Below are 18,033 nucleotides of genomic sequence, written 5' to 3' on the forward strand. Positions count from 1 at the left end.
GCCATAACGCGAACATCGTAAAGATCAAACGTCACGCGGCAGTAGGGTGCCGTTGCCGTCGGCACAGCACTAATGAAAAGGAAATTCCGCCGTGTTCGTGTTGCTGCGTTAACGCAGGCTCAATTTTGCCTCGCTAGCGTGGCGACAGGGCCGTGGTGACCAGGCCGGCGATCGGATGCCCCCATGCCAGACAGGCTGAGTCTGCCAGATATCCACCTTGTCCAATTGAAGCGTGCCGATCGTGTCGTCTGGATCGCGATCGGGGCCTCGGCCGGCGCTGTGTTGATCGCGTCGACGCTTGGGCCGTTTCAGATGGAATGGCTTTCATTCTGGAAACCCGCCCTCGTTGCCGGCCTGCTCGTATTGATGAGCTGGTTCTATGCGACCATCAGAAGGGACGCGGCTCTCGCCGACGCGCTGGTCAGCGCCGCCCAGGTCGTCGCATTCGCGGCGGTGGGAGCTCCGCTGTCATACGTCGCGGCAAGCGCGGCATTTCCGCTATGGGACAGCGAGTTCGCCGTACTGGACCAGCGGCTTGGCTTTGACTGGATGGCGTGGCTTGCGGCGATGAATGCGGCACCGCTTCTGCATAGGATCCTGGCGGGTGCGTATGCGAGCTTTGCCGTGCAAACGACGGCCGTCGTCCTCGTATTGGCCGCGGCGGGCCATGCCCTGCGATTGCGCATCTTCATGCTGAGCTTCGTTCTGACGACGCTTCTGACCATCGGCGTTTCCGCTTTTATGCCGGCGCAGGGTGTTTGGGGCCATCTGCATCTGTCAGCAGTCGATTCTCCTGCCATCGTGCCGATGACGCGAGATCTGCCGCTTCCCGTATTCTTTGGATTGCGGGACGGGACCTTTCGCCATCTGGTCGCGGAAGGCGCCGAAGGGATCATCAGCTTTCCGAGCTTGCACGCCGCGCTTGGACTTCTCTTCCTGTTGGCGCTTTGGCCAGTCAGATATGTGGGTTGGATCGCCGTGCTGCTCAATGTTGCGATGATTGCGGCCACGCCGGTGGACGGAAGCCATTACTTTTCCGATGTGGCCGCGGGTCTGGCGATCGCACTCCTGAGCTGGGTCACAATGCAACGTGCCCTCACCGCGAGCGGACGAATGGAAACGGCTCGCGCGTTGTATTCGCGCGCGTTTTAGCCCCTTTCCGACAAGGGCGACATTCCGCGTCGCTCTACTCATTCTCCTGCAGCGCGCGCCGCAGCCTGCGGATGATGACGCCGCGGGCGCGGTCGTCGGCGGCGGCTGCGACCTTGTCGCTGATGTCGAGCATCAGCTCCGACATTTCGTTGTGCCAGTCGAGATGCGTTACGGCCTCGGGCGCCAGCCGGCGGCGATGGTCGACGTCGAGCACGCGCGGCTCGGGCGCCTCGAGCTCGTAGATGTCGTCGAGCACCGGCTGATAGATCTTTGCGGCCGGGACAATACGTTCGCCCAGTCGTTCGGCAAGCCCGGCGATTGCATCCTGCTCGCCGTGGGTGAGGAACAGGCCGCGGGCGATCGGGCGGCGCGCCGCGATCCAGCCGGCGATGCCGGCGGCGTCGGCATGTCCGGAATATTCGTCGATCATCCGGATGCGCGCAGCGACCCTGATCTCGTCGCCCTGGATCCGCACGGCCTTGGCGCCGTCCTGGAGGAAGCGGCCGAGCGTGCCGTGCGCCTGGAAGCCGGAGAGGAGCACAGTCGCGCGCTCGTTCCACAGCCAGCGCTTGAGGTGATGGCGGATGCGGCCCGCGTCGCACATTCCGCTGGCGGCGATGATGATGTGAAAGCCGGTCAGGCGCATGATCGCCTTGCTCTCGGCAACCGTCTCGGTGAATTTGAGATGCGGCGAGTTGAGCAGGCGGTCGACGTCGACGCCGGGATCGAGGCTCGCGGCATGCTCGCGGAAGACTTCGGTGGCATGGATCGCCAGCGGCGAATCCAGAAAGATCGGCGCTGCCGGAACTTCGCCGCGCTCCATCAGGTGGACGATGTCGACGATCAGCTCCTGGGTCCGCTCGACCGCGAAGGCGGGGATGAGCAGGGCGCCCTTGGCCGCGGCGGCATCGCGGATCTCGCTTGCGAGATGCTGCCGGCGCTGCTCAGGCGTGGTGACGGGGCGCACGCGGTCGCCATAGGTGGATTCGCAGATGACGTAGTCGAGGTCCACCGGCGCCTCGGGATCGGGCTGGAGCAGTTTAGCTTCCGGCCCGACGTCGCCCGAGAGCAGGACGCGCAACGGGCGTTCCCGGCCGTCCTGGCCGAATTCCAGCTCGATCGAGGCGGAGCCAAGCAGGTGGCCGGCGTTCCAGTAGCGCGAGCGAACGCCGGGGATCACGTCGGTCCAGCGCTCATAGTCGACCGGGCGGAACGATTGCAGCGAGGTGATCGCATCGGCCTGCGTGTAGATCGGTTCGACCTCGTTCCGACCGCGTGCCGCGTTGCGCCGGTTGAGCTGCGTGACTTCGGACTCCTGGATGCTGCCGGCGTCCGGCAGCATCCAGGAGCAGAGGTCGATGGTGCCGCGCGTCGCCAGGATCGGTCCGTCAAAACCCTCGCGCACGAGTTTCGGCAGCAGCCCGCTGTGGTCGATATGGGCGTGCGTGAGCAGCACCGCCTGGATGTCGGCGGGGCGGAAGGGAAAGGCGCCGTAATTGAGTGCCTTGAGCGTCTTCTGTCCCTGGAACAGGCCGCAGTCGACCAAGAAGCGCCCGGTCGCGGTCTGGAACAGGTAGCTCGAGCCGGTCACGGTGCGGGCGGCGCCGCAGAATCGAACAGTCACGCTCATGTCGTTGTCTCCGGCGGAAGTATCGTGTTGAGCTCGCGCTTGAGAGCCGCGGCCAGAATTTCGTCGAGCGCGATCGCGTTGGTCGGATGTGGCACGCTGTCGCTCGAGCGAATGGAGCGGATGCCTGCGTCGGCGAATGCCGCGCTCATCGCGGGTGGAAACAACGCGTGCGTCACGACCGAATCGACAGCGCTTGCGCCCATCGCTCGCAATGTTTTCGCCGCGACCATCAGCGTCGTCCCGGAGGAGACGATGTCGTCGACCATCAGCGCCGGCCGTCCCGCGAGCAGGGCGGCGTCGGCAAAATCGATCTCAACGGAGCGATCGCCGCGCCGGAGCTTTCGCGCGACCGTGTGCTGCAAGTCCAGCCGTCCCGCGAGGTCTCTCACCCAGGGCTCGGATTCGGCGTCGGGGCCGATCACGACGGTCGCGGGATCGATGCCGGCCGCGACAAGCGCGTTCGCAATCGCGGGCATCGCGGACAGGTTCTCGGCCTCGATGCCGGGAAACACGGCGGCGATGTCGGGGGTGCGGTGCAGGTGCGCATCCACGGTGACGACGCGGTCGACGATCGTCGCAAGCAGAGTGCCCATGGCGCGCTGGCTGATGGCCTCGCCCGCATGAAACGCAATGTCCTGCCGCATGTAGCACAGATAGGGCGCGACCAGGACCAGCCGCTTTGCGCCGCCGCGACGCAGCGCCTCTGCGGCGAACAGCAGGGCGATCAGCTTGTCGTTGGGTTGATCGAGCGCGGCATAGAGGATGGTGGTGTCGGCTGCGGGCGCGACCGTGACGCGCAGCTCGCCGTCCGGGAAGCGGTGCAGGGTCATCTCGTCGGAGGCAAGCCCAAGCCGCGCCGCGAGACGCTTCGCCGCCTCGGTGCCGAACGGCAGGGTCTGGAACGCGATCATGCTCACGACGCCGTCTTGCCCGGGAGCGCGTCGTGACCATCGACGGCGTAGCCGTTCCCTGCCGCTGCGGCGGAGGCTGCGAGATCATGCTCCGGCTGATCGAAGGCGTAGACGCGGTAGAGCGGCTCGCCCTGCTCGACGTGGTCGCCGATCTTCTTGAACAGGCGGATGCCGGCGCCCTTGTCGAGCGGCGCGCCGGCGGTGCGGGCGAGCCGGTTCAACCGCAGACAGTCGATCGCGGACACCGTGCCGTCATGCGCCGCCTTGATGTCGAAGCTGAGCGATCCCAGTTCGGTGCTGCATGTCGACGGGCCCTGGGCGTCGATGATCTTCTGCATCTGCTTCAGCGCCGCGCCGCTGTCGAGCAATTCGCGCGCCCGTGCGTAGCCCGCGCCGCCGCGCAGCTTCGGATCGTATTCCAAGAGATGGGCGGCGAGCCGCAGTGATTTCTCGCGCAGGTCGCGCGGGGCATCCTTATCGTTACCGAGCACCGCCATCACGTCGTTGGCCTCGAGCACCGGCCCGATGCCGTTGCCGATCGGCTGGCGGCCGTCGGTCGTGATCACTTCGACCGTGCGACCGAACCGGTCGCCGACGAATTCGAACAGCTTTCGCAGCCGCATCGCCTCGACGGCGCCAATGACCTTCGCGGTCGGCCCGACCGGAATGTCGATCAGCAGATGCGTCGAGCCCGCCGCGATCTTCTTGGACATGATGGAGGCGACCATCTGCTCGCGAGTGTCGAGGCTCAGCGGTCGCTCGACCGAGATCAGGACGTCGTCGGCAGGCGACAGGTTCACGTGGCCGCCCCAGATCAGGCAGCCGTTACAGGACGAGACGATCGCCTTCATCTCCTCGACACCGACATTCACCCGCGCCAGAACCTCCATCGTGTCGGCGGTGCCGGCGGGCGAGGTGATGGCGCGCGAGGAGGTCTTGGGGATCGGCAGGCCGTGCGCGGCGACGATCGGCACCACCACCATCGAGGTGCGATTGCCGGGAATGCCGCCGATGCAGTGCTTGTCGACGACCACAGGGTCCGGCCACACCAGTTGGGTGCCGGCCTGGGCCATCGCCCCGGTGAGGGCCAGGAGCTCGTCGCTGGTGATGAAGCTCGCCGAACCGATCAGGAAGGCGGCGATCTCCATGTCGGAGTAGCGATAATGCGCGAGGTCGTTGATGATCGCGCCGATCTCCGCCTGGCTCAAGGTTCGCCCGCGGATCTTGGCACGCACCGCTTCAAGGCTCTCCGGTGGCGTGGCGGGCGTCACCGCGACCAGCGTGCCGACCGGTTCGGCGAAACGGCGGAATGCGGGCTCGGAGAGGCCGATCTCGTCCTGGGCGGCCAAAGTGTCGTCGTCAGTGATCAGCAGCGTCGCCAGCAGCACCTTGCCGTTGAGACGGAGCTCGACGCGGCTGAAGCCGCGGAAGATCTCTGCGCGCAGCGCCTTCGATTGCCTGGAGATGACGACGACGTTCTCGCGGCCGGTATCGAGGCGAACGCGGCGGATCTTCAGTTGGGAGTGGGGGAGGTCTGGGTGCATGGACGGGCCGGCAGAGAGGAAGCTCGGCTTCCATGCTTAGCCGTCGCCGGCCTGGTGCTGTTGACCCAGATCATGGTCTGTCACGCCGGCGGGCCTTGCGTGCCGGCACGGTCTCGCCGATGTCGGAAGGTGACTTCGGGCCGGGGCATGCGGCCTACTTCGTGGCCGCGTCGATCGAGTTGAACTTGTTGTTCAGGAGCGCGCTGCCAGTGTTGTTCACGACCGTGACGATCACGAGCGCGATGCCGGCGGCAATCAGGCAATACTCGATAGCGGTGGCTGCACTTTCATCGGCAAGAAAGGACTTGAGCAATGCCATCGTCAACTCCCGTTCATCCGTCCAACGTAGGCTGGCGCCGTTTTCGGAATGGTAAATTGATTCACTAAATTTCGCAGGGCGCGCGTCAAAGTGCTGGCGGGGCGGTCCCGACCTCAGGCCTTATATGCTGGCATTCATTGACTTAAGGTTTCGTCACCCAACTCGGGTGGATTTGACGGCGTCGTCGCTTTCAGGACTTGATCGCGCGTCCAGGGGTGGCCTTGCCGGGGCGTCTCAGCGCCGCTGCGAGGCGTCCGACCAGATAGCTCATGACGCGCGGCTGTGACCGCGCCGCGCTGTCTGCAAGGCGCTTGTCCTCGCTCGTGTCGTTCACGAGGCCGATGTAGTTCTTTCTGGCGTCCTGCTGCTGCACCGCGTGCAAACCCTGGTTCAATCGACCGCGCGACCTTGTGGTGCGCAATGGGAATCGAGGGTTAATTTTGTCTTCCGTAGGATTACTTGGTGCCTCGCCGGAGGGCGCTGAAAGCAATGGCGCCGCTCAACCGATTGTTGAGGCTATGTCTCGGCGGCGCGAGGGAGGGCGAATGCTGCAAGCGCCACCGCGCCAGGTGGAGCTTACTTGCGACTGACGTCCGCGTTCAGCGCCCGCAACATCGCGATGCGGGCGAACATCGTCCAGCCGCCACCCGTCTCGGCCGCGTGGATCAGGGTCTCGATCGCGGTCTGCCAGTGGCTCGCGTGCTGCGCGTCCTCGGGCAGCTGCATGATGTAATCGGCCGCCTGTTGCAGCGTCCGCAGCTTGCGCCCGTTGCGCAGCGAGATCGGATCGTCGAACGCCGCCGACCAGGGCATGTCAGGCCGGCCGACGGGCGAGGGGAGACATCACTGCGCGATCGTAAGCTGCGTGCCGCTAACCGGCCTTCTTCGCCCGCGCCGGCGCGCGCACCGGCTTGTCGGCCTTCTTCGAGGCTTCCTTGGGGGCCGTTTTCGCCGCAGCTTCCTTGCCGCCCTTGCCGGCGATCGGCAGCAGCATCTCGCGCTGGCCTTCGACGCGCTTCTTCGGCTTCTTGCCCTTGACGGTCTCCTTGACGACCTTCGCGATCGGAGCTGCGTCCTTCTCGCTCGCGAGGCTCTTCTTCAGAGCGTCCATCAGGTTGATGACGTTGCCGCCCGTCTTCGGCGCCGCCTTGGCCGCGATCGGGGCGCCCGAGCGCTTCTTGTTGATGAGATCGATCAGCGCGGCCTCGTAATGGTCCTCGAACAGCTCGGGCTCGAACGCTCCGGACTTCTTCTCGACGATGTGTTTTGCAAGGTCGAGCATGTCCTTCGTCAGCTTCACGTCCTGGATGTCGTCGAAATATTCCTTCTCGCTGCGGACCTCGTAGGGGTAGCGCAGCAGCGTGCCCATCAGGCCGCTCTCGAGCGGCTCCAGTGCGATGATGTGCTCGCGGTTGGTCAGCACCACGCGGCCGATCGCGACCTTGTCCATGCTGCGGATGGTCTCGCGGATCACCGCAAAGGCGTCGTGGCCGACCTTGCCGTCCGGCACGAGATAATAGGGGCGGATCAGATAGCGATTGTCGATGTCGGCCTTCGGCACGAATTCGTCGATCTCGATCGTGTGCGTCGAGTCGAGCGCGATCTCGTCGAGCTCGTCCTTGGTGACCTCGATATAGGTGTCGGTGTCGACCTTGTAGCCCTTGACGATGTCCTCGGAGGTCACCTCGTCACCGGTCTCGGCGTCGACCTTGAGGTACTTGATCCGGTGGCCGGTCTTGCGGTTGATCTGGTTGAAGGAGACCTTCTCGGTATCCGAAGTGGCCGGATAGAGCGCGACCGGGCAGGTCACGAGCGACAAACGCAAAAAACCCTTCCAATTGGCGCGGGGGGCCATGGGCTACTCCAAACGCAACGGGGACAGACTTATGAGGATACCATCGGGGAACACCGAATCAAACACGGCGCGGTGCGGAATCTTGCAACTGCGTTAACCAGCCGCCCCGCGTCCGGTTGCTGCCCGAGCCCGCGGCAAAAGCCGGAACATCGTATCGGATCGGGCGTTGCCTCAGGACACAGGGCCGTGAGGCGGTCGCGGTCATCGGAGGCGACACGCAGAGATTGAGGGCATCATGGCAACCACGCGAGACCAGCATCAGATCGTCGAAACTGCAACCGAGGCGCGCCAGGGCGAACCCGGGCCGTCGGTGGCCGCGCTCCTCGCCATCTCGACCGGGCTCGCGATCCTGATCCTCGCCGTCATCTGGTTCGTATTCTTCCGGACCTGACAGCCGGATCCGAACGTCACGGGCCTTCCGACTCGCCGCGTAACGCGGCACATTGCGCCCGCCATGCCGCTGGCTCGCCCGGCAGCCTGGCGGGCGCAGTCGCGTCGGCGCGTGACAGGGCGTATATGACCAAAAAGTAACGCGGGCGGTTCCCGCGTTCATATTCAGTTCACGCCGGAATTGCTCATCTGAGGCTGTTGTTCATGCGGCCTATCTTTGGAGAGAAGCGTGCGCCTGCTCGTTGTTGAGGACGACCCCGATCTCAATCGCCAGCTCACCAAGGCGCTGACGGACGCCGGCTATGTCGTCGACCGCGCCTTCGACGGGGAGGAGGGGCACTATCTCGGCGACAACGAGCCGTACGATGCCGTCGTACTCGACATCGGCCTGCCGAAGAAGGACGGCATCTCGGTGCTGGAGGCCTGGCGCCGCAACGGCCGCACCATGCCGGTCCTGATCCTCACCGCGCGCGACCGTTGGAGCGACAAGGTCCAGGGCTTCGATGCCGGCGCCGACGACTATGTCGCAAAGCCGTTCCATCTCGAGGAGGTGCTGGCGCGCATCCGCGCGCTGCTGCGCCGCTCCACCGGACATGCCCAGAGCGAACTCAGCTGCGGCCCGGTCACGCTCGACACCAGGACCGGCCGGGTCAGCGTGTCCGGCAATCCCGTCAAGATGACCTCGCACGAATATCGGCTTCTGGCCTACCTGATGCACCATTCCGGACGCGTGGTCTCCCGCACCGAGCTGGTCGAGCATCTCTACGACCAGGACTTCGACCGCGACTCCAACACCATCGAGGTCTTCGTCGGCCGTATTCGCAAGAAGCTCGACGTCGACATCATCCAGACCGTCCGCGGCCTCGGCTATCTCCTGACCCCGCCGCCCGCTCCGGGCGCCTGAGGCGTTGCGGGCTTGACGGGAGGCCGAACAGGGGGCCTTGGTCCGGTTATGACGTCCGACGCCCTGCCATCCTGCGCCTCCCGGGATCGTTCCGATGCCCGCTAGCTCGCTTGCCAACCGCCTGTTCCTGTCGGCGACGGCGTGGCTCGTGGTGATCCTGGCCATCACCGGCGTGGTGCTGTCGTCGGTCTACAAGAACGCGACCGAACGCGCCTTCGACCGCCGGCTCAATCTCTATCTCCGCACGCTGATCGCGGAGGTCGCGACCCCGGACGAGCCCCCGGACCGCCAGTTCCAGTCGCTCGGCGAGCCCCTGTTCGAGCTGCCGCTGTCCGGCTGGTATTGGCAGATCACGCGCACCGACACCGAAAAGCCGGAGGTGCGCTCCTCGCGCTCGCTCTGGGACAAGAAGCTGCCGAAGCTGGAGGAGCACGGTGCCGAGCTCACCGCCGCCGGCATCCGGCTCGGCTATGTCGATGGTCCCGAGGGGCAGAACCTGCGGATGGTGGAACGGCCGGTCGATCTCGGCGCCGACGGCAAATATCTGGTCAGCGTCGCCGGCGACGACAGCGAGATTTTCGACGAGACGCGCAGCTTCGACTATTACCTCGGCGGCACCTTCACCGCGCTCGGCATCGTGCTGCTCCTGACCACGGTGTTCCAGGTCCGCTTCGGCCTCGCGCCGCTCAAGCGCATCTCGGAGTCGATCGCCGACATTCGCTCCGGGCGGGCAGAGCGGCTCGAGGGCGAATTCCCGGTCGAGATCGCGCCGCTCGCGCGCGAGACAAACGCGCTGATCGATGCCAATCGCGAGATCGTCGAGCGCGCGCGCACCCATGTCGGCAATCTCGCCCATGCGATCAAGACGCCGCTTTCGGTCATCGTCAACGAAGCCGGCGTTCACGCTGCCGATCCGTTCGCGGCCAAGGTGATGGAGCAGGCGGACGTGATGCGCGACCAGGTCGCCCATCACCTGGAGCGGGCGCGCATCGCCGCGCGCGTCTCGGTCGTCGCGACCGTGACGGAGGTGGCACCCGCCATCGAGGCGCTGCGGCGGACGATGGAGAAGATCCACCGCGACCGCGGCATCATGGTCGAGGCCAAGGCCGATCCGTCGGCAAAATTCCGGGGCGAGCGGCAGGATCTGGAGGAGATGGTCGGCAATCTCGTCGACAATGCCTGCAAATGGGCGGCCTCCCGGGTCTTCATCGAGGTGCTGGTGGAAGTGCCGCATAAGGCCGACGCCGGTCCGCGCCTGAGGATCATTGTCGACGACGACGGCCGCGGCCTGTCGGAGGCGGAGCGCACCCAGGTCTCCCGGCGAGGCCAGCGGCTCGACGAGTCCAAGCCCGGCTCGGGGCTCGGGCTTTCCATCGTGGTCGACCTTGCCGCGCTCTATGGCGGCAGCCTCTCCCTCGGCGCCGCGCCAATCGGCGGCTTGCGGGCCGAGTTGGTCCTCCCCGGAATATAATCCTTTGTTTCAACAGGATTTTTTGGTTCCGGGACGGCCGATCCGCAAGCAAACGGGAGGATTCGGGCCAACGTCCTCAACGGCTTCTTAAGGCGCAGCCTTCTATGATCGCGCTCGGACGCATCCCATGTCCGCCACTTTACCGTGCATTACCTGGGCGCATGAGCCAGACATCGATCGAGCGGCTGAGGGAATATCTCGCGCAGCTCCCGCCGCAGTCGCAGGCGCTGCTGATGCGGGAGTTCGAGCGCGCGCTCGAGCGCGGCCAGGACACGGCTGTGGCGACCCTCGTGCTCGAGCAGCTGCGCAGGATCGTCCGCAAGACGGAGGCCGACGAAACCCCACCCCCGCGGACGGACGACCTGTCGCGGCTCCTGTTCCAGGTGCTGGAACCGTTCCTCGTCGAGGCGGGCGCCCCGATCCGGGTCGGACAGATCCGCCGCTCCTCGCTGCATCCGATCTGGCAATGGCTCGGCCGTGACGGTGCTCCGGACAAGCTGAACGAATTCGAGGCGGCGCTGGCGCGCATGCCGGCCGCTGACAGTGCGGGGCAGGTCGAAGCGCTCGCCCAGAAGCTCCAGGCGGTGGCTGCGGACGCCATCTTCCAATTGACGGGGCCGGGCGGCGGCGACAAGTCGCGCGCGCTGGCCCGCGTCGGCCCGCCCAACGTGATCGAGGACCTCTATTCGGTCGGAGCGGTACTCCAGGTCCGAGAGGCCATCGCCACCCTGAACGAGAAGCTGCCGCGCTTCCTGCGCGCCTTCGGCGACTCCCAGATCGCCTCGGTGACGTCGGCGCTCAACATCCCTGTCCTCCAGACGCCGCAGATGCTGCCCTTCGCGCTGTCGATCGTCGTGCAGCGCATGACCGCGCCGTGGCAGATCATCCGCCTCGCCATCAAGATTGCCGCATCGGACGACGAGATCCGCGTGGCGGCAACGCCCTATGGCGTCGCCGTCACGATCGCCCTGCACGATTTGTCCTGCGTCGCCGCGATCCTGCGCATGGACATCAAGCGAGGCCAGTTCGACAACGTCGCCGACAATCTCAAGGCGCTGCACGACGGCGTGCGCGGCCTGCGCACCGAGCTCGACCTGCGCAACGATTCCGCCTGGGGCAAGCAACTGACCTCGATCCGGGCCGATATCTCCAATGCGCTGCAATCCGAGATCGACAGCGTTCCCGGCCGCGTTCGCCGGATCCTGCGCCAGCGCCCCGAGAAGGACATTCCGCCGGGCGCGCGGATCGACAGCACCGAGGTGGAGGAAACCGCGGCGCTGATCGATTTCGTCGCGACCTGCCGCAACTACGCCAGCGAGCTCGCGATCAACGAGGTGACGCTGCGCACCTATTCCGACCTGCAGCAATATGTCGAGCGCTCGACCGAGCAGCTGGTGCAGTCGCTGCGCGCCGCCGATCTCAAGGTCCGCACTTATCGGCAACAGCAGGTGCAGGCTGCGATTCGCTTCTGCCAGGTGCTGTTCGGCGATGACTACGCCTCGCTGATGAGCCGCGCCGCGGAGAACGCACTCACGGGCGAGCGCAAATCGTCGCGCGCAAGCTGATTCAAGCGCATATTTTTGTGATCACAATTTGTGGTTGACGCTGTCGGTGACGGGCCCTACGGTCCCGATGCAAGTCCGGGGAATTTCTATTTGTGGGCGCATGAAACCCGTTATCAGCTCCATCGAAATCGAGAACCGCGTCATTGTTGCCAAATATCAAAGACTGATGGTCGGCGCGAAGGTGGTGCTGGTCGAGAAGGCAAGCGGTCGGCAACTGCCTGAGACGGTCACGAGGGTTGCATCTCCGGTTCCGGTCGGGGCGTTGCGCATCAGATTGCCTGACGCCATCGAGCCGGGAACATACTTCCTGAAGGCCCTCAACGGTCACGGCGAGGACGCGGCTCGAAGTGTGGACTTCGAGATCGGCTAAGCCGTTGGATTTTCGCCGTTTCGGGGCTGTGGCCGGTCGCGCCGAATTGACAATTGTCAATTGCCGCATCGTCCGGCCGTGGTGTAAAGCCACCTATGGGCGCGGGTGGCGCGCTGCCGGAAGCTTGCCAGATGACGTTATGGTTCGTGTTCGCGCTGATGACGGTCGCGGCGATTTTCGCCGTGCTCTGGCCGCTCGGCCGCAGCGCGCGCGCGCAAAATCAGGGCAGCGAGGTCGTCGTCTACAAGGACCAGTTGACCGAGATCGAGCGAGACCTTGCCGCGGGACTGATCGCTGCGCCTGAAGCCGAGGCTGCGCGTGTCGAGATCAGCCGCAGGCTGCTCGCTGCCGCCGGCAGCGAGCCCGTGTCGGAGCCCAAATCGAGCCTCAAATGGCGCCGCGCGGCAGCGGTGCTGGCGCTTGTCGGTCTGCCGCTCGTTGCGATCGGCGTCTACGTGCCGCTCGGCTCACCCCGGCTTCAGGACTTTCCGCTGGCGCAGCGGGAGCGCGGGTCCGGCTCCGGCATGGCGGGATCTCTGGAGAACCTCGTCGTGCAGGTCGAGCAACATCTGGAAAAGAATCCGACCGACGGACGCGGCTGGAACGTGCTCGCGCCGGTGCTGGAGCGGCTCGGCCGCTTCGACGATGCGGTGCGGGCCTATCGCAACTCGATTACCTACAATGGTGAGAGCCCGGAGCGCAGATCCGATCTCGGCGAAGCAATCTCGGCCGCTGCGGGCGGCGTGGTGACCCCCGAGGCCAAGACCGAGTTCGAACGGGCGCATGCCCTGAACGCGGACGATCCCAAGGCGAACTACTTCCTCGGTCTCGCCGCCGAGCAGGACGGCCACAAGGACGATGCCGCCACCATCTGGCGCGCGCTGCTGGCCAAGGCTCCGGCGGACGCGCCGTGGCGGCCCCTGGTGCAGTCCTCGCTGGCGCGGGTCGGCGGCGGCACGATGCCGGCACTGTCCGATGAGACGATCGCCGCATCGAAGGACATGAGCGAGGGCGATCGCGGCGCCATGGTCCGCGGCATGGTCGAGCGACTGGCGACGCGCTTGAAGCAGAACAGCGACGACGTCGAGGGTTGGCTGCGCCTCGTGCGTGCCTATCTCGTGATGGGCGATCGCGACAAGGCGGTCGGCGCGTCGAGCGATGCCCGTCAAGCGGTCGCCAAGGATACCGAACGGCTCCGCCAGCTCAATGAAGGCCTCAAAACTCTCGGGCTCGACGGATGAAGATGTCAGGACGAGACGAGAGAACGGATACGCCATGACCCGCAAGCAGCGACGCATGACCATCATCGGCGGCTCTCTCGCCGTGCTCGCGCTCGCCGCCGCGCTGGTACTCAACGCACTGCGCGACTCCATCGTGTTCTTCTCGACCCCGACCATGGTCGCCGAGAAGCACGTTCAGGCCGGCAAGCGGTTTCGCCTCGGCGGCCTGGTGCAGCCGGGCTCGCTCCAGCGTGGCGACAATCTCGCGGTGAGCTTCGAGGTCGCCGACGGCAACGCCAAGCTGCCGGTCGCCTACAAGGGCATCCTGCCCGACCTGTTCCGCGAAGGGCAGGGCGTTGTCGCCGAAGGCGCGCTCGATGCCAACGGCGTGTTCAAGGCCGACACGGTGCTTGCCAAGCACGACGAGACCTACATGCCCAAGGACGTCGCAGATGCCCTGAAGAAGCAGGGGCACTGGAAGGACGATTACGGCGGCAAGGCTTCTGATGGCGTCAAGCCTGCGGCCACGACAGCGCAGGGCAACCCGCAAGGAGCGGTGCGGTGATCGCGGAATCCGGGCATTATGCGCTGGTGCTGGCGCTCGGGCTGGCACTGATCCAATCCATCGTGCCGTTGATCGGCGCGCGGCTGCGCGACGATGCGCTGATGAGCGTGGCGCGCTCCACCGCGCTGGCGCAGCTGCTGTTCGTCGGCGCCTCGTTCGTGGCGCTGGTGATGCTGCATGTGAATTCGGATTTCTCCGTCGCCAACGTCTACGAGAATTCGCATTCGATGAAGCCGCTGCTCTACAAGATCACCGGCGTCTGGGGAAACCATGAAGGCTCGATGCTGCTGTGGGTGTCGATCCTGGCGCTGTTCGGCGGATTGGTCGCGGCGTTCGGCAACAACCTTCCGCTGTCGCTGCGCGCGCATGTGCTCGCGGTCCAGGCCTGGATCGCCAGCGCCTTCTATCTCTTCATCCTGGTGACCTCGAACCCGTTCCTGCGTATCGCCAGCCCGCCGATCGAGGGACGCGATCTCAATCCCGTGCTGCAGGACATCGGTCTCGCCGTGCATCCGCCGATGCTCTATCTCGGCTATGTCGGATTCTCGATCTCGTTCTCCTTTGCCATCGCGGCGCTGATGGAGGGGCGGATCGACGCCGCCTGGGCGCGCTGGGTGCGGCCGTGGACGCTGGTCGCGTGGATCTTCCTGACGCTCGGCATCGCGATGGGCTCCTACTGGGCCTATTACGAGCTCGGCTGGGGCGGCTGGTGGTTCTGGGATCCGGTCGAGAACGCCTCGCTGATGCCGTGGCTTGCCGGGACGGCGCTGCTCCATTCGGCGCTGGTGATGGAGAAGCGCAACGCGCTGAAGGTCTGGACCATCCTGCTGTCGATCCTGACCTTCTCGCTGTCGCTGCTCGGCACCTTCCTGGTGCGCTCCGGCGTCATCACCTCCGTGCATGCCTTTGCCACCGATCCGACCCGCGGCGTGTTCATTCTGCTGATCCTCTGCCTGTTCATCGGCGGCAGCCTGTCGCTGTTCGCAGGCCGCGCGACATCGTTGAAACAGGGCGGCCTGTTCGCGCCGATCTCGCGTGAGGGCGCGCTGGTGCTGAACAATCTGCTGCTGACCGTCGCCTGCGCGGTCGTGCTGTTCGGCACGCTCTATCCGCTGGCGATGGAGATGCTCGCCGACTTCAAGATGTCGGTTGGCGCGCCGTTCTACAACCTCACCTTCGCACCGCTGTTTGCCCTGTTGCTGCTCGCCGTGCCGTTCGGGCCGATGCTGGCGTGGAAGCGCGGCGATCTGCTCGGCGTCACCCAGCGACTGCTCGCGGCCGGCGTTGCCGGGCTCGTTGTAGTCGCGATCGTCTGGGCCTGGACGCGTGGCGGCAGCGCGCTCGCACCGCTCGCGATCGGACTTGGCGTCTTCGTCATCGCCGGCGCCGTCACCGATCTGGTCGAGCGGACGGGCCTGGTTCGTCTGCCGCTCGCAACAGCGCTGCAGCGGGCGCGCGGCCTGCCACGTTCGGCCTGGGGCGCGGCGTTGGCGCATGCCGGCCTCGGCGTCGCGCTGATCGGGATTGTCTGCGAGACCACCTGGAACAGCGAATATATCGCGACGATGAAGCAGAGCGACGTCGCCCATGTCGCCGGCTACGACGTGAAGCTCGACGGGTTGTTTCAGCGTCAGGGCCCGAACTACCGCGAGATGATCGCCGAGTTCAACGTCAGCCGCGACGGTGAGACACTGAGCGTCATGACGCCGTCCAAGCGCAGCTTCACCACCCGCGGCTCCTCCACCACGGAGGCCGCGCTGCTGACCCGCGGTGCGAGCCAGCTCTACATCTCGCTGGGCGATGCCAATGCCGAGGGCGCGATTGCCGTGCGCATCTATCACAAGCCGCTGGTGCTGCTGATCTGGTGGGGTCCGGTGCTGATGGCCTTCGGCGGCGTGCTGTCGCTGTCCGATCGCCGCCTGCGGGTCGGCGCGCCAAAACCGGCGCGGGCCAAGCAGCGCCTGCAGCCGGCGGAGTGATCCGATGCGCCGGATGATGGCCGCGTTCGTCGCGCTTGCGCTGCTGGCTTCGCCCGCGGTGCATGCCGTGCAGCCCGACGAGATCATGTCGGATCCGGCGAAGGAGACGCGCGCGCGCGACCTGTCGCGCGAGCTGCGTTGCATGGTCTGCCAGAACCAGTCGATCGACGATTCCGATGCGCCGCTGGCGCGCGACCTGCGGCTCCTGGTGCGCGAGCGCATCGCGGCCGGCGACAGCAACTCGCAGGTGCTCGACTTCCTGGTCGCGCGCTATGGCGAGTTCGTGCTGCTCAAGCCGCGCTTCGAGCGGCAGACCTTGCTGCTGTGGCTGCTCGGCCCCCTGCTGCTGACCGGCGGTGGCCTGGCGCTGTGGCTGCAAATCCGGCGTCGCTCGCGGAGCGGTGCAAACCTACCTGCGCCGCCGCTCACGCCCGATGAAGAGGCGAGACTCGCGGCATTAATGTCGGACGAGGCCAAATCGTCCTAGCGACGTGAAATCCTCCCGGCTACGTATTGATACGTAATCTGCCGGCCGCCGCCGGGTGTTTCATGCTATGTTGACCTTTGTCTGGAAGCTTGTCCCGAGATTTGATTCCAGACTCTGAGTTCCCCGATGTTCGCGAACAGCAATCTGACGATCCGCTTCCTGGTCGGCGCCGTCGTCGCTGCATTATTGTTCCTGCTGGGCATCGGCGGCGGCACCGGATTCGTCGCGGTGCTCTATCTCAACAACGAGATCACCAGCCTGTCGTCGGACTTTGCTGCGCTGAGCGGGCCCGCACGCGATCACGCGATGCAGATCTACCAGCAGGCACAGGCCGCATTCTCCTACTTCCTGATCGCCTGCGGTGTGATTGCGGTCGTCGCCTGCGCGATCTGCCTCACGACCTGGTTTGCCGTGCGCAACGGCATCCTCAGTCCGTTGGCGGCGATCGTGCATGCCATGCGCGAGGTCGCCGACCAGAAGTTCGAAACCCCCGTGCCGGGGCTCGGCGGCACCAACGAGATCGGCCTGCTCGCCGGCGCGCTGGAGGTCTTCAAGACCAACGGGCTCGAACGGCGCCGCCTCACCGAGCAGCAATTGCGTGAAGCGCAGCACCAGGCCGAGCGGTCGAAATTCCTGGACGCCAGGATCAAGCGCTTCAACGATCTCGTTGCCAGCGTCGTCGATAGCGTGGCCTCGTCGGCCGTGCATCTGAAGAGCAATGCCGAGACGCTGTCGCGGACGGCCAACGACACCAGCACCAAGGCCAATGCGGTGGCGAGCGGAGCGAGCCAGGCCAGCGCCAGCGTGCAGACGGTCGCGGGCTCCGCCGAGGAGATGACGAATTCGATCGGCACGATCAGCCGACGCGTCACCGATGCGACCCAGCGCGCCGAGGGCGCGGCGGCGCAAGCCGAGAAGAGCCGCGACACCATCCACACGCTGTCGGACGCCGCCGACAAGATCGGCGAGGTCGTGCAGCTCGTGCAGGCGATCGCATCGCAGACCAACCTTTTGGCGCTCAACGCCACCATCGAGGCGGCGCGGGCGGGGGAGGCCGGCAAGGGGTTTGCCGTCGTCGCCTCCGAGGTGAAGAGCCTCGCGCACCAGACCAGCAAGGCGACGGAGGAGATCACCTCCCATGTCGCCAGCATCCAGGGCATCACCGCGGAGACGCGCGGGGCGATCGACGGCATCTCGAAGACGCTGTCGGAGATCTCGTCGATCATGTCCGGCATCGAGGTCGACACTGCCCAGCAGCGCAACGCCACCCAGGATATCTCGCGCAGCGTCCAGGACGCCGCGCGTGGTACGCTCGACGTGTCAAACCACATCGCCCAGATCACCTCGACCTCCGCCGAGACCGGTCGCATGGCGGCCGAGGCCCGGGATTCCGCTGTGGATCTGTCGCAGCAGGCCGAGACCCTGAAGCGTGAAGTCGACGAGTTCATCGTCAGCGTCAGGGCAAGCTGAGGTCGCCTAAAACCTCGCCGGGGAGGCGGTCACCGGAACTCGAATAAGTTCCTGTAAGACCACAATTTTCGGTCTGCGCTAAACTGCCGCATCAACGCCGCCCCTTCATTACGAAAGTTTAACCCCGCCGCCAGCGCACGGTAAGGCGCGAGCCCCCATCTTCAGGTCCGTAAGGTGCTGCCATCCCGCACCAAATGGATT

General features: G+C 65.7%; 18 protein-coding genes. 11 read left to right on the top strand and 7 right to left on the bottom strand.

Annotated elements, in window-relative coordinates; genetic code table 11:
• Positions 1-183 precede the first annotated feature (183 nt).
• On the top strand, positions 184-1,152 hold the full coding sequence (locus tag WN73_RS29920; protein ID WP_049832421.1) for a phosphatase PAP2 family protein: 969 nt from the start codon (positions 184-186) through the stop codon (positions 1,150-1,152).
• A 34-nt stretch (positions 1,153-1,186) separates the two neighbouring features.
• Here WN73_RS29920 and WN73_RS29925 read toward each other — a convergent pair whose 3' ends face one another.
• The 7 genes from WN73_RS29925 to ku form a co-directional block, all read right to left on the bottom strand.
• Positions 1,187-2,782 carry an MBL fold metallo-hydrolase gene (locus WN73_RS29925; RefSeq protein WP_271555861.1) on the bottom strand — a complete coding sequence of 532 codons (1,596 nt, stop codon included), beginning with the start codon at positions 2,780-2,782 and terminating at the stop codon, positions 1,187-1,189.
• Complete coding sequence (locus WN73_RS29930) at positions 2,779-3,699, bottom strand: ribose-phosphate pyrophosphokinase (protein WP_011085900.1); 921 nt, start codon at positions 3,697-3,699, stop codon at positions 2,779-2,781. The genes WN73_RS29925 and WN73_RS29930 overlap by 4 nt, the downstream gene beginning before the upstream one ends.
• Positions 3,696-5,237 (bottom strand): thymidine phosphorylase family protein, encoded by a 1,542-nt coding sequence (locus WN73_RS29935; RefSeq protein WP_028172243.1) that lies wholly within the window; start codon positions 5,235-5,237, stop codon positions 3,696-3,698. The genes WN73_RS29930 and WN73_RS29935 overlap by 4 nt, the downstream gene beginning before the upstream one ends.
• A gap of 154 nt (positions 5,238-5,391) precedes the next feature.
• On the bottom strand, positions 5,392-5,556 hold the full coding sequence (locus WN73_RS29940; protein ID WP_011085902.1) for a Flp family type IVb pilin: 165 nt from the start codon (positions 5,554-5,556) through the stop codon (positions 5,392-5,394).
• 190 nt (positions 5,557-5,746) lie between these two features.
• The gene (locus tag WN73_RS29945) at positions 5,747-5,950 is read right to left on the bottom strand and encodes a hypothetical protein (RefSeq protein WP_333925903.1); all 204 of its coding nucleotides are present in this window, start codon (positions 5,948-5,950) and stop codon (positions 5,747-5,749) included.
• A gap of 182 nt (positions 5,951-6,132) precedes the next feature.
• Positions 6,133-6,369, bottom strand: a complete 237-nt coding sequence (locus WN73_RS29950; RefSeq protein WP_271555865.1) for a hypothetical protein — start codon at positions 6,367-6,369, stop codon at positions 6,133-6,135.
• 58 nt (positions 6,370-6,427) lie between these two features.
• Positions 6,428-7,411 carry a non-homologous end joining protein Ku gene (ku, locus tag WN73_RS29955; RefSeq protein WP_011085904.1) on the bottom strand — a complete coding sequence of 328 codons (984 nt, stop codon included), beginning with the start codon at positions 7,409-7,411 and terminating at the stop codon, positions 6,428-6,430.
• A gap of 235 nt (positions 7,412-7,646) precedes the next feature.
• Between ku and WN73_RS29960 the strand changes: the two genes are divergently transcribed.
• The 10 genes from WN73_RS29960 (at position 7,647) to WN73_RS30005 (ending at position 17,832) form a co-directional block, all read left to right on the top strand.
• Positions 7,647-7,802 carry a hypothetical protein gene (locus WN73_RS29960; protein ID WP_165448146.1) on the top strand — a complete coding sequence of 52 codons (156 nt, stop codon included), beginning with the start codon at positions 7,647-7,649 and terminating at the stop codon, positions 7,800-7,802.
• Positions 7,803-8,030: 228 nt separating this feature from the next.
• Positions 8,031-8,705 carry a response regulator transcription factor gene (locus tag WN73_RS29965; RefSeq protein ID WP_011085905.1) on the top strand — a complete coding sequence of 225 codons (675 nt, stop codon included), beginning with the start codon at positions 8,031-8,033 and terminating at the stop codon, positions 8,703-8,705.
• A gap of 94 nt (positions 8,706-8,799) precedes the next feature.
• Positions 8,800-10,176 carry a sensor histidine kinase gene (locus tag WN73_RS29970; RefSeq protein WP_271555867.1) on the top strand — a complete coding sequence of 459 codons (1,377 nt, stop codon included), beginning with the start codon at positions 8,800-8,802 and terminating at the stop codon, positions 10,174-10,176.
• A 161-nt stretch (positions 10,177-10,337) separates the two neighbouring features.
• Entirely contained in the window at positions 10,338-11,741 is a 1,404-nt protein-coding gene (locus tag WN73_RS29975; RefSeq protein ID WP_162603505.1) for a hypothetical protein, read from the top strand.
• A 100-nt stretch (positions 11,742-11,841) separates the two neighbouring features.
• Positions 11,842-12,111 (top strand): hypothetical protein, encoded by a 270-nt coding sequence (locus WN73_RS29980; RefSeq protein WP_028172238.1) that lies wholly within the window; start codon positions 11,842-11,844, stop codon positions 12,109-12,111.
• Positions 12,112-12,242: 131 nt separating this feature from the next.
• On the top strand, positions 12,243-13,352 hold the full coding sequence (gene ccmI / locus WN73_RS29985; protein WP_271555869.1) for a c-type cytochrome biogenesis protein CcmI: 1,110 nt from the start codon (positions 12,243-12,245) through the stop codon (positions 13,350-13,352).
• Positions 13,353-13,386: 34 nt separating this feature from the next.
• Positions 13,387-13,896: a cytochrome c maturation protein CcmE gene (ccmE, locus tag WN73_RS29990; RefSeq protein ID WP_011085910.1), complete on the top strand. Its 510-nt coding sequence runs from the start codon at positions 13,387-13,389 to the stop codon at positions 13,894-13,896.
• Positions 13,893-15,875, top strand: coding sequence for a heme lyase CcmF/NrfE family subunit (locus tag WN73_RS29995; protein WP_271555870.1), 1,983 nt, complete (start codon positions 13,893-13,895; stop codon positions 15,873-15,875). The genes ccmE and WN73_RS29995 overlap by 4 nt, the downstream gene beginning before the upstream one ends.
• A gap of 4 nt (positions 15,876-15,879) precedes the next feature.
• Positions 15,880-16,362 carry a cytochrome c-type biogenesis protein gene (locus tag WN73_RS30000; protein WP_271555871.1) on the top strand — a complete coding sequence of 161 codons (483 nt, stop codon included), beginning with the start codon at positions 15,880-15,882 and terminating at the stop codon, positions 16,360-16,362.
• 126 nt (positions 16,363-16,488) lie between these two features.
• Positions 16,489-17,832: a methyl-accepting chemotaxis protein gene (locus tag WN73_RS30005; RefSeq protein WP_011085913.1), complete on the top strand. Its 1,344-nt coding sequence runs from the start codon at positions 16,489-16,491 to the stop codon at positions 17,830-17,832.
• The last annotated feature ends 201 nt before the right edge of the window (positions 17,833-18,033 follow it).

This window comes from Bradyrhizobium sp. CCBAU 45394 (assembly GCF_028128655.1).
Lineage (GTDB): Bacteria > Pseudomonadota > Alphaproteobacteria > Rhizobiales > Xanthobacteraceae > Bradyrhizobium > Bradyrhizobium diazoefficiens.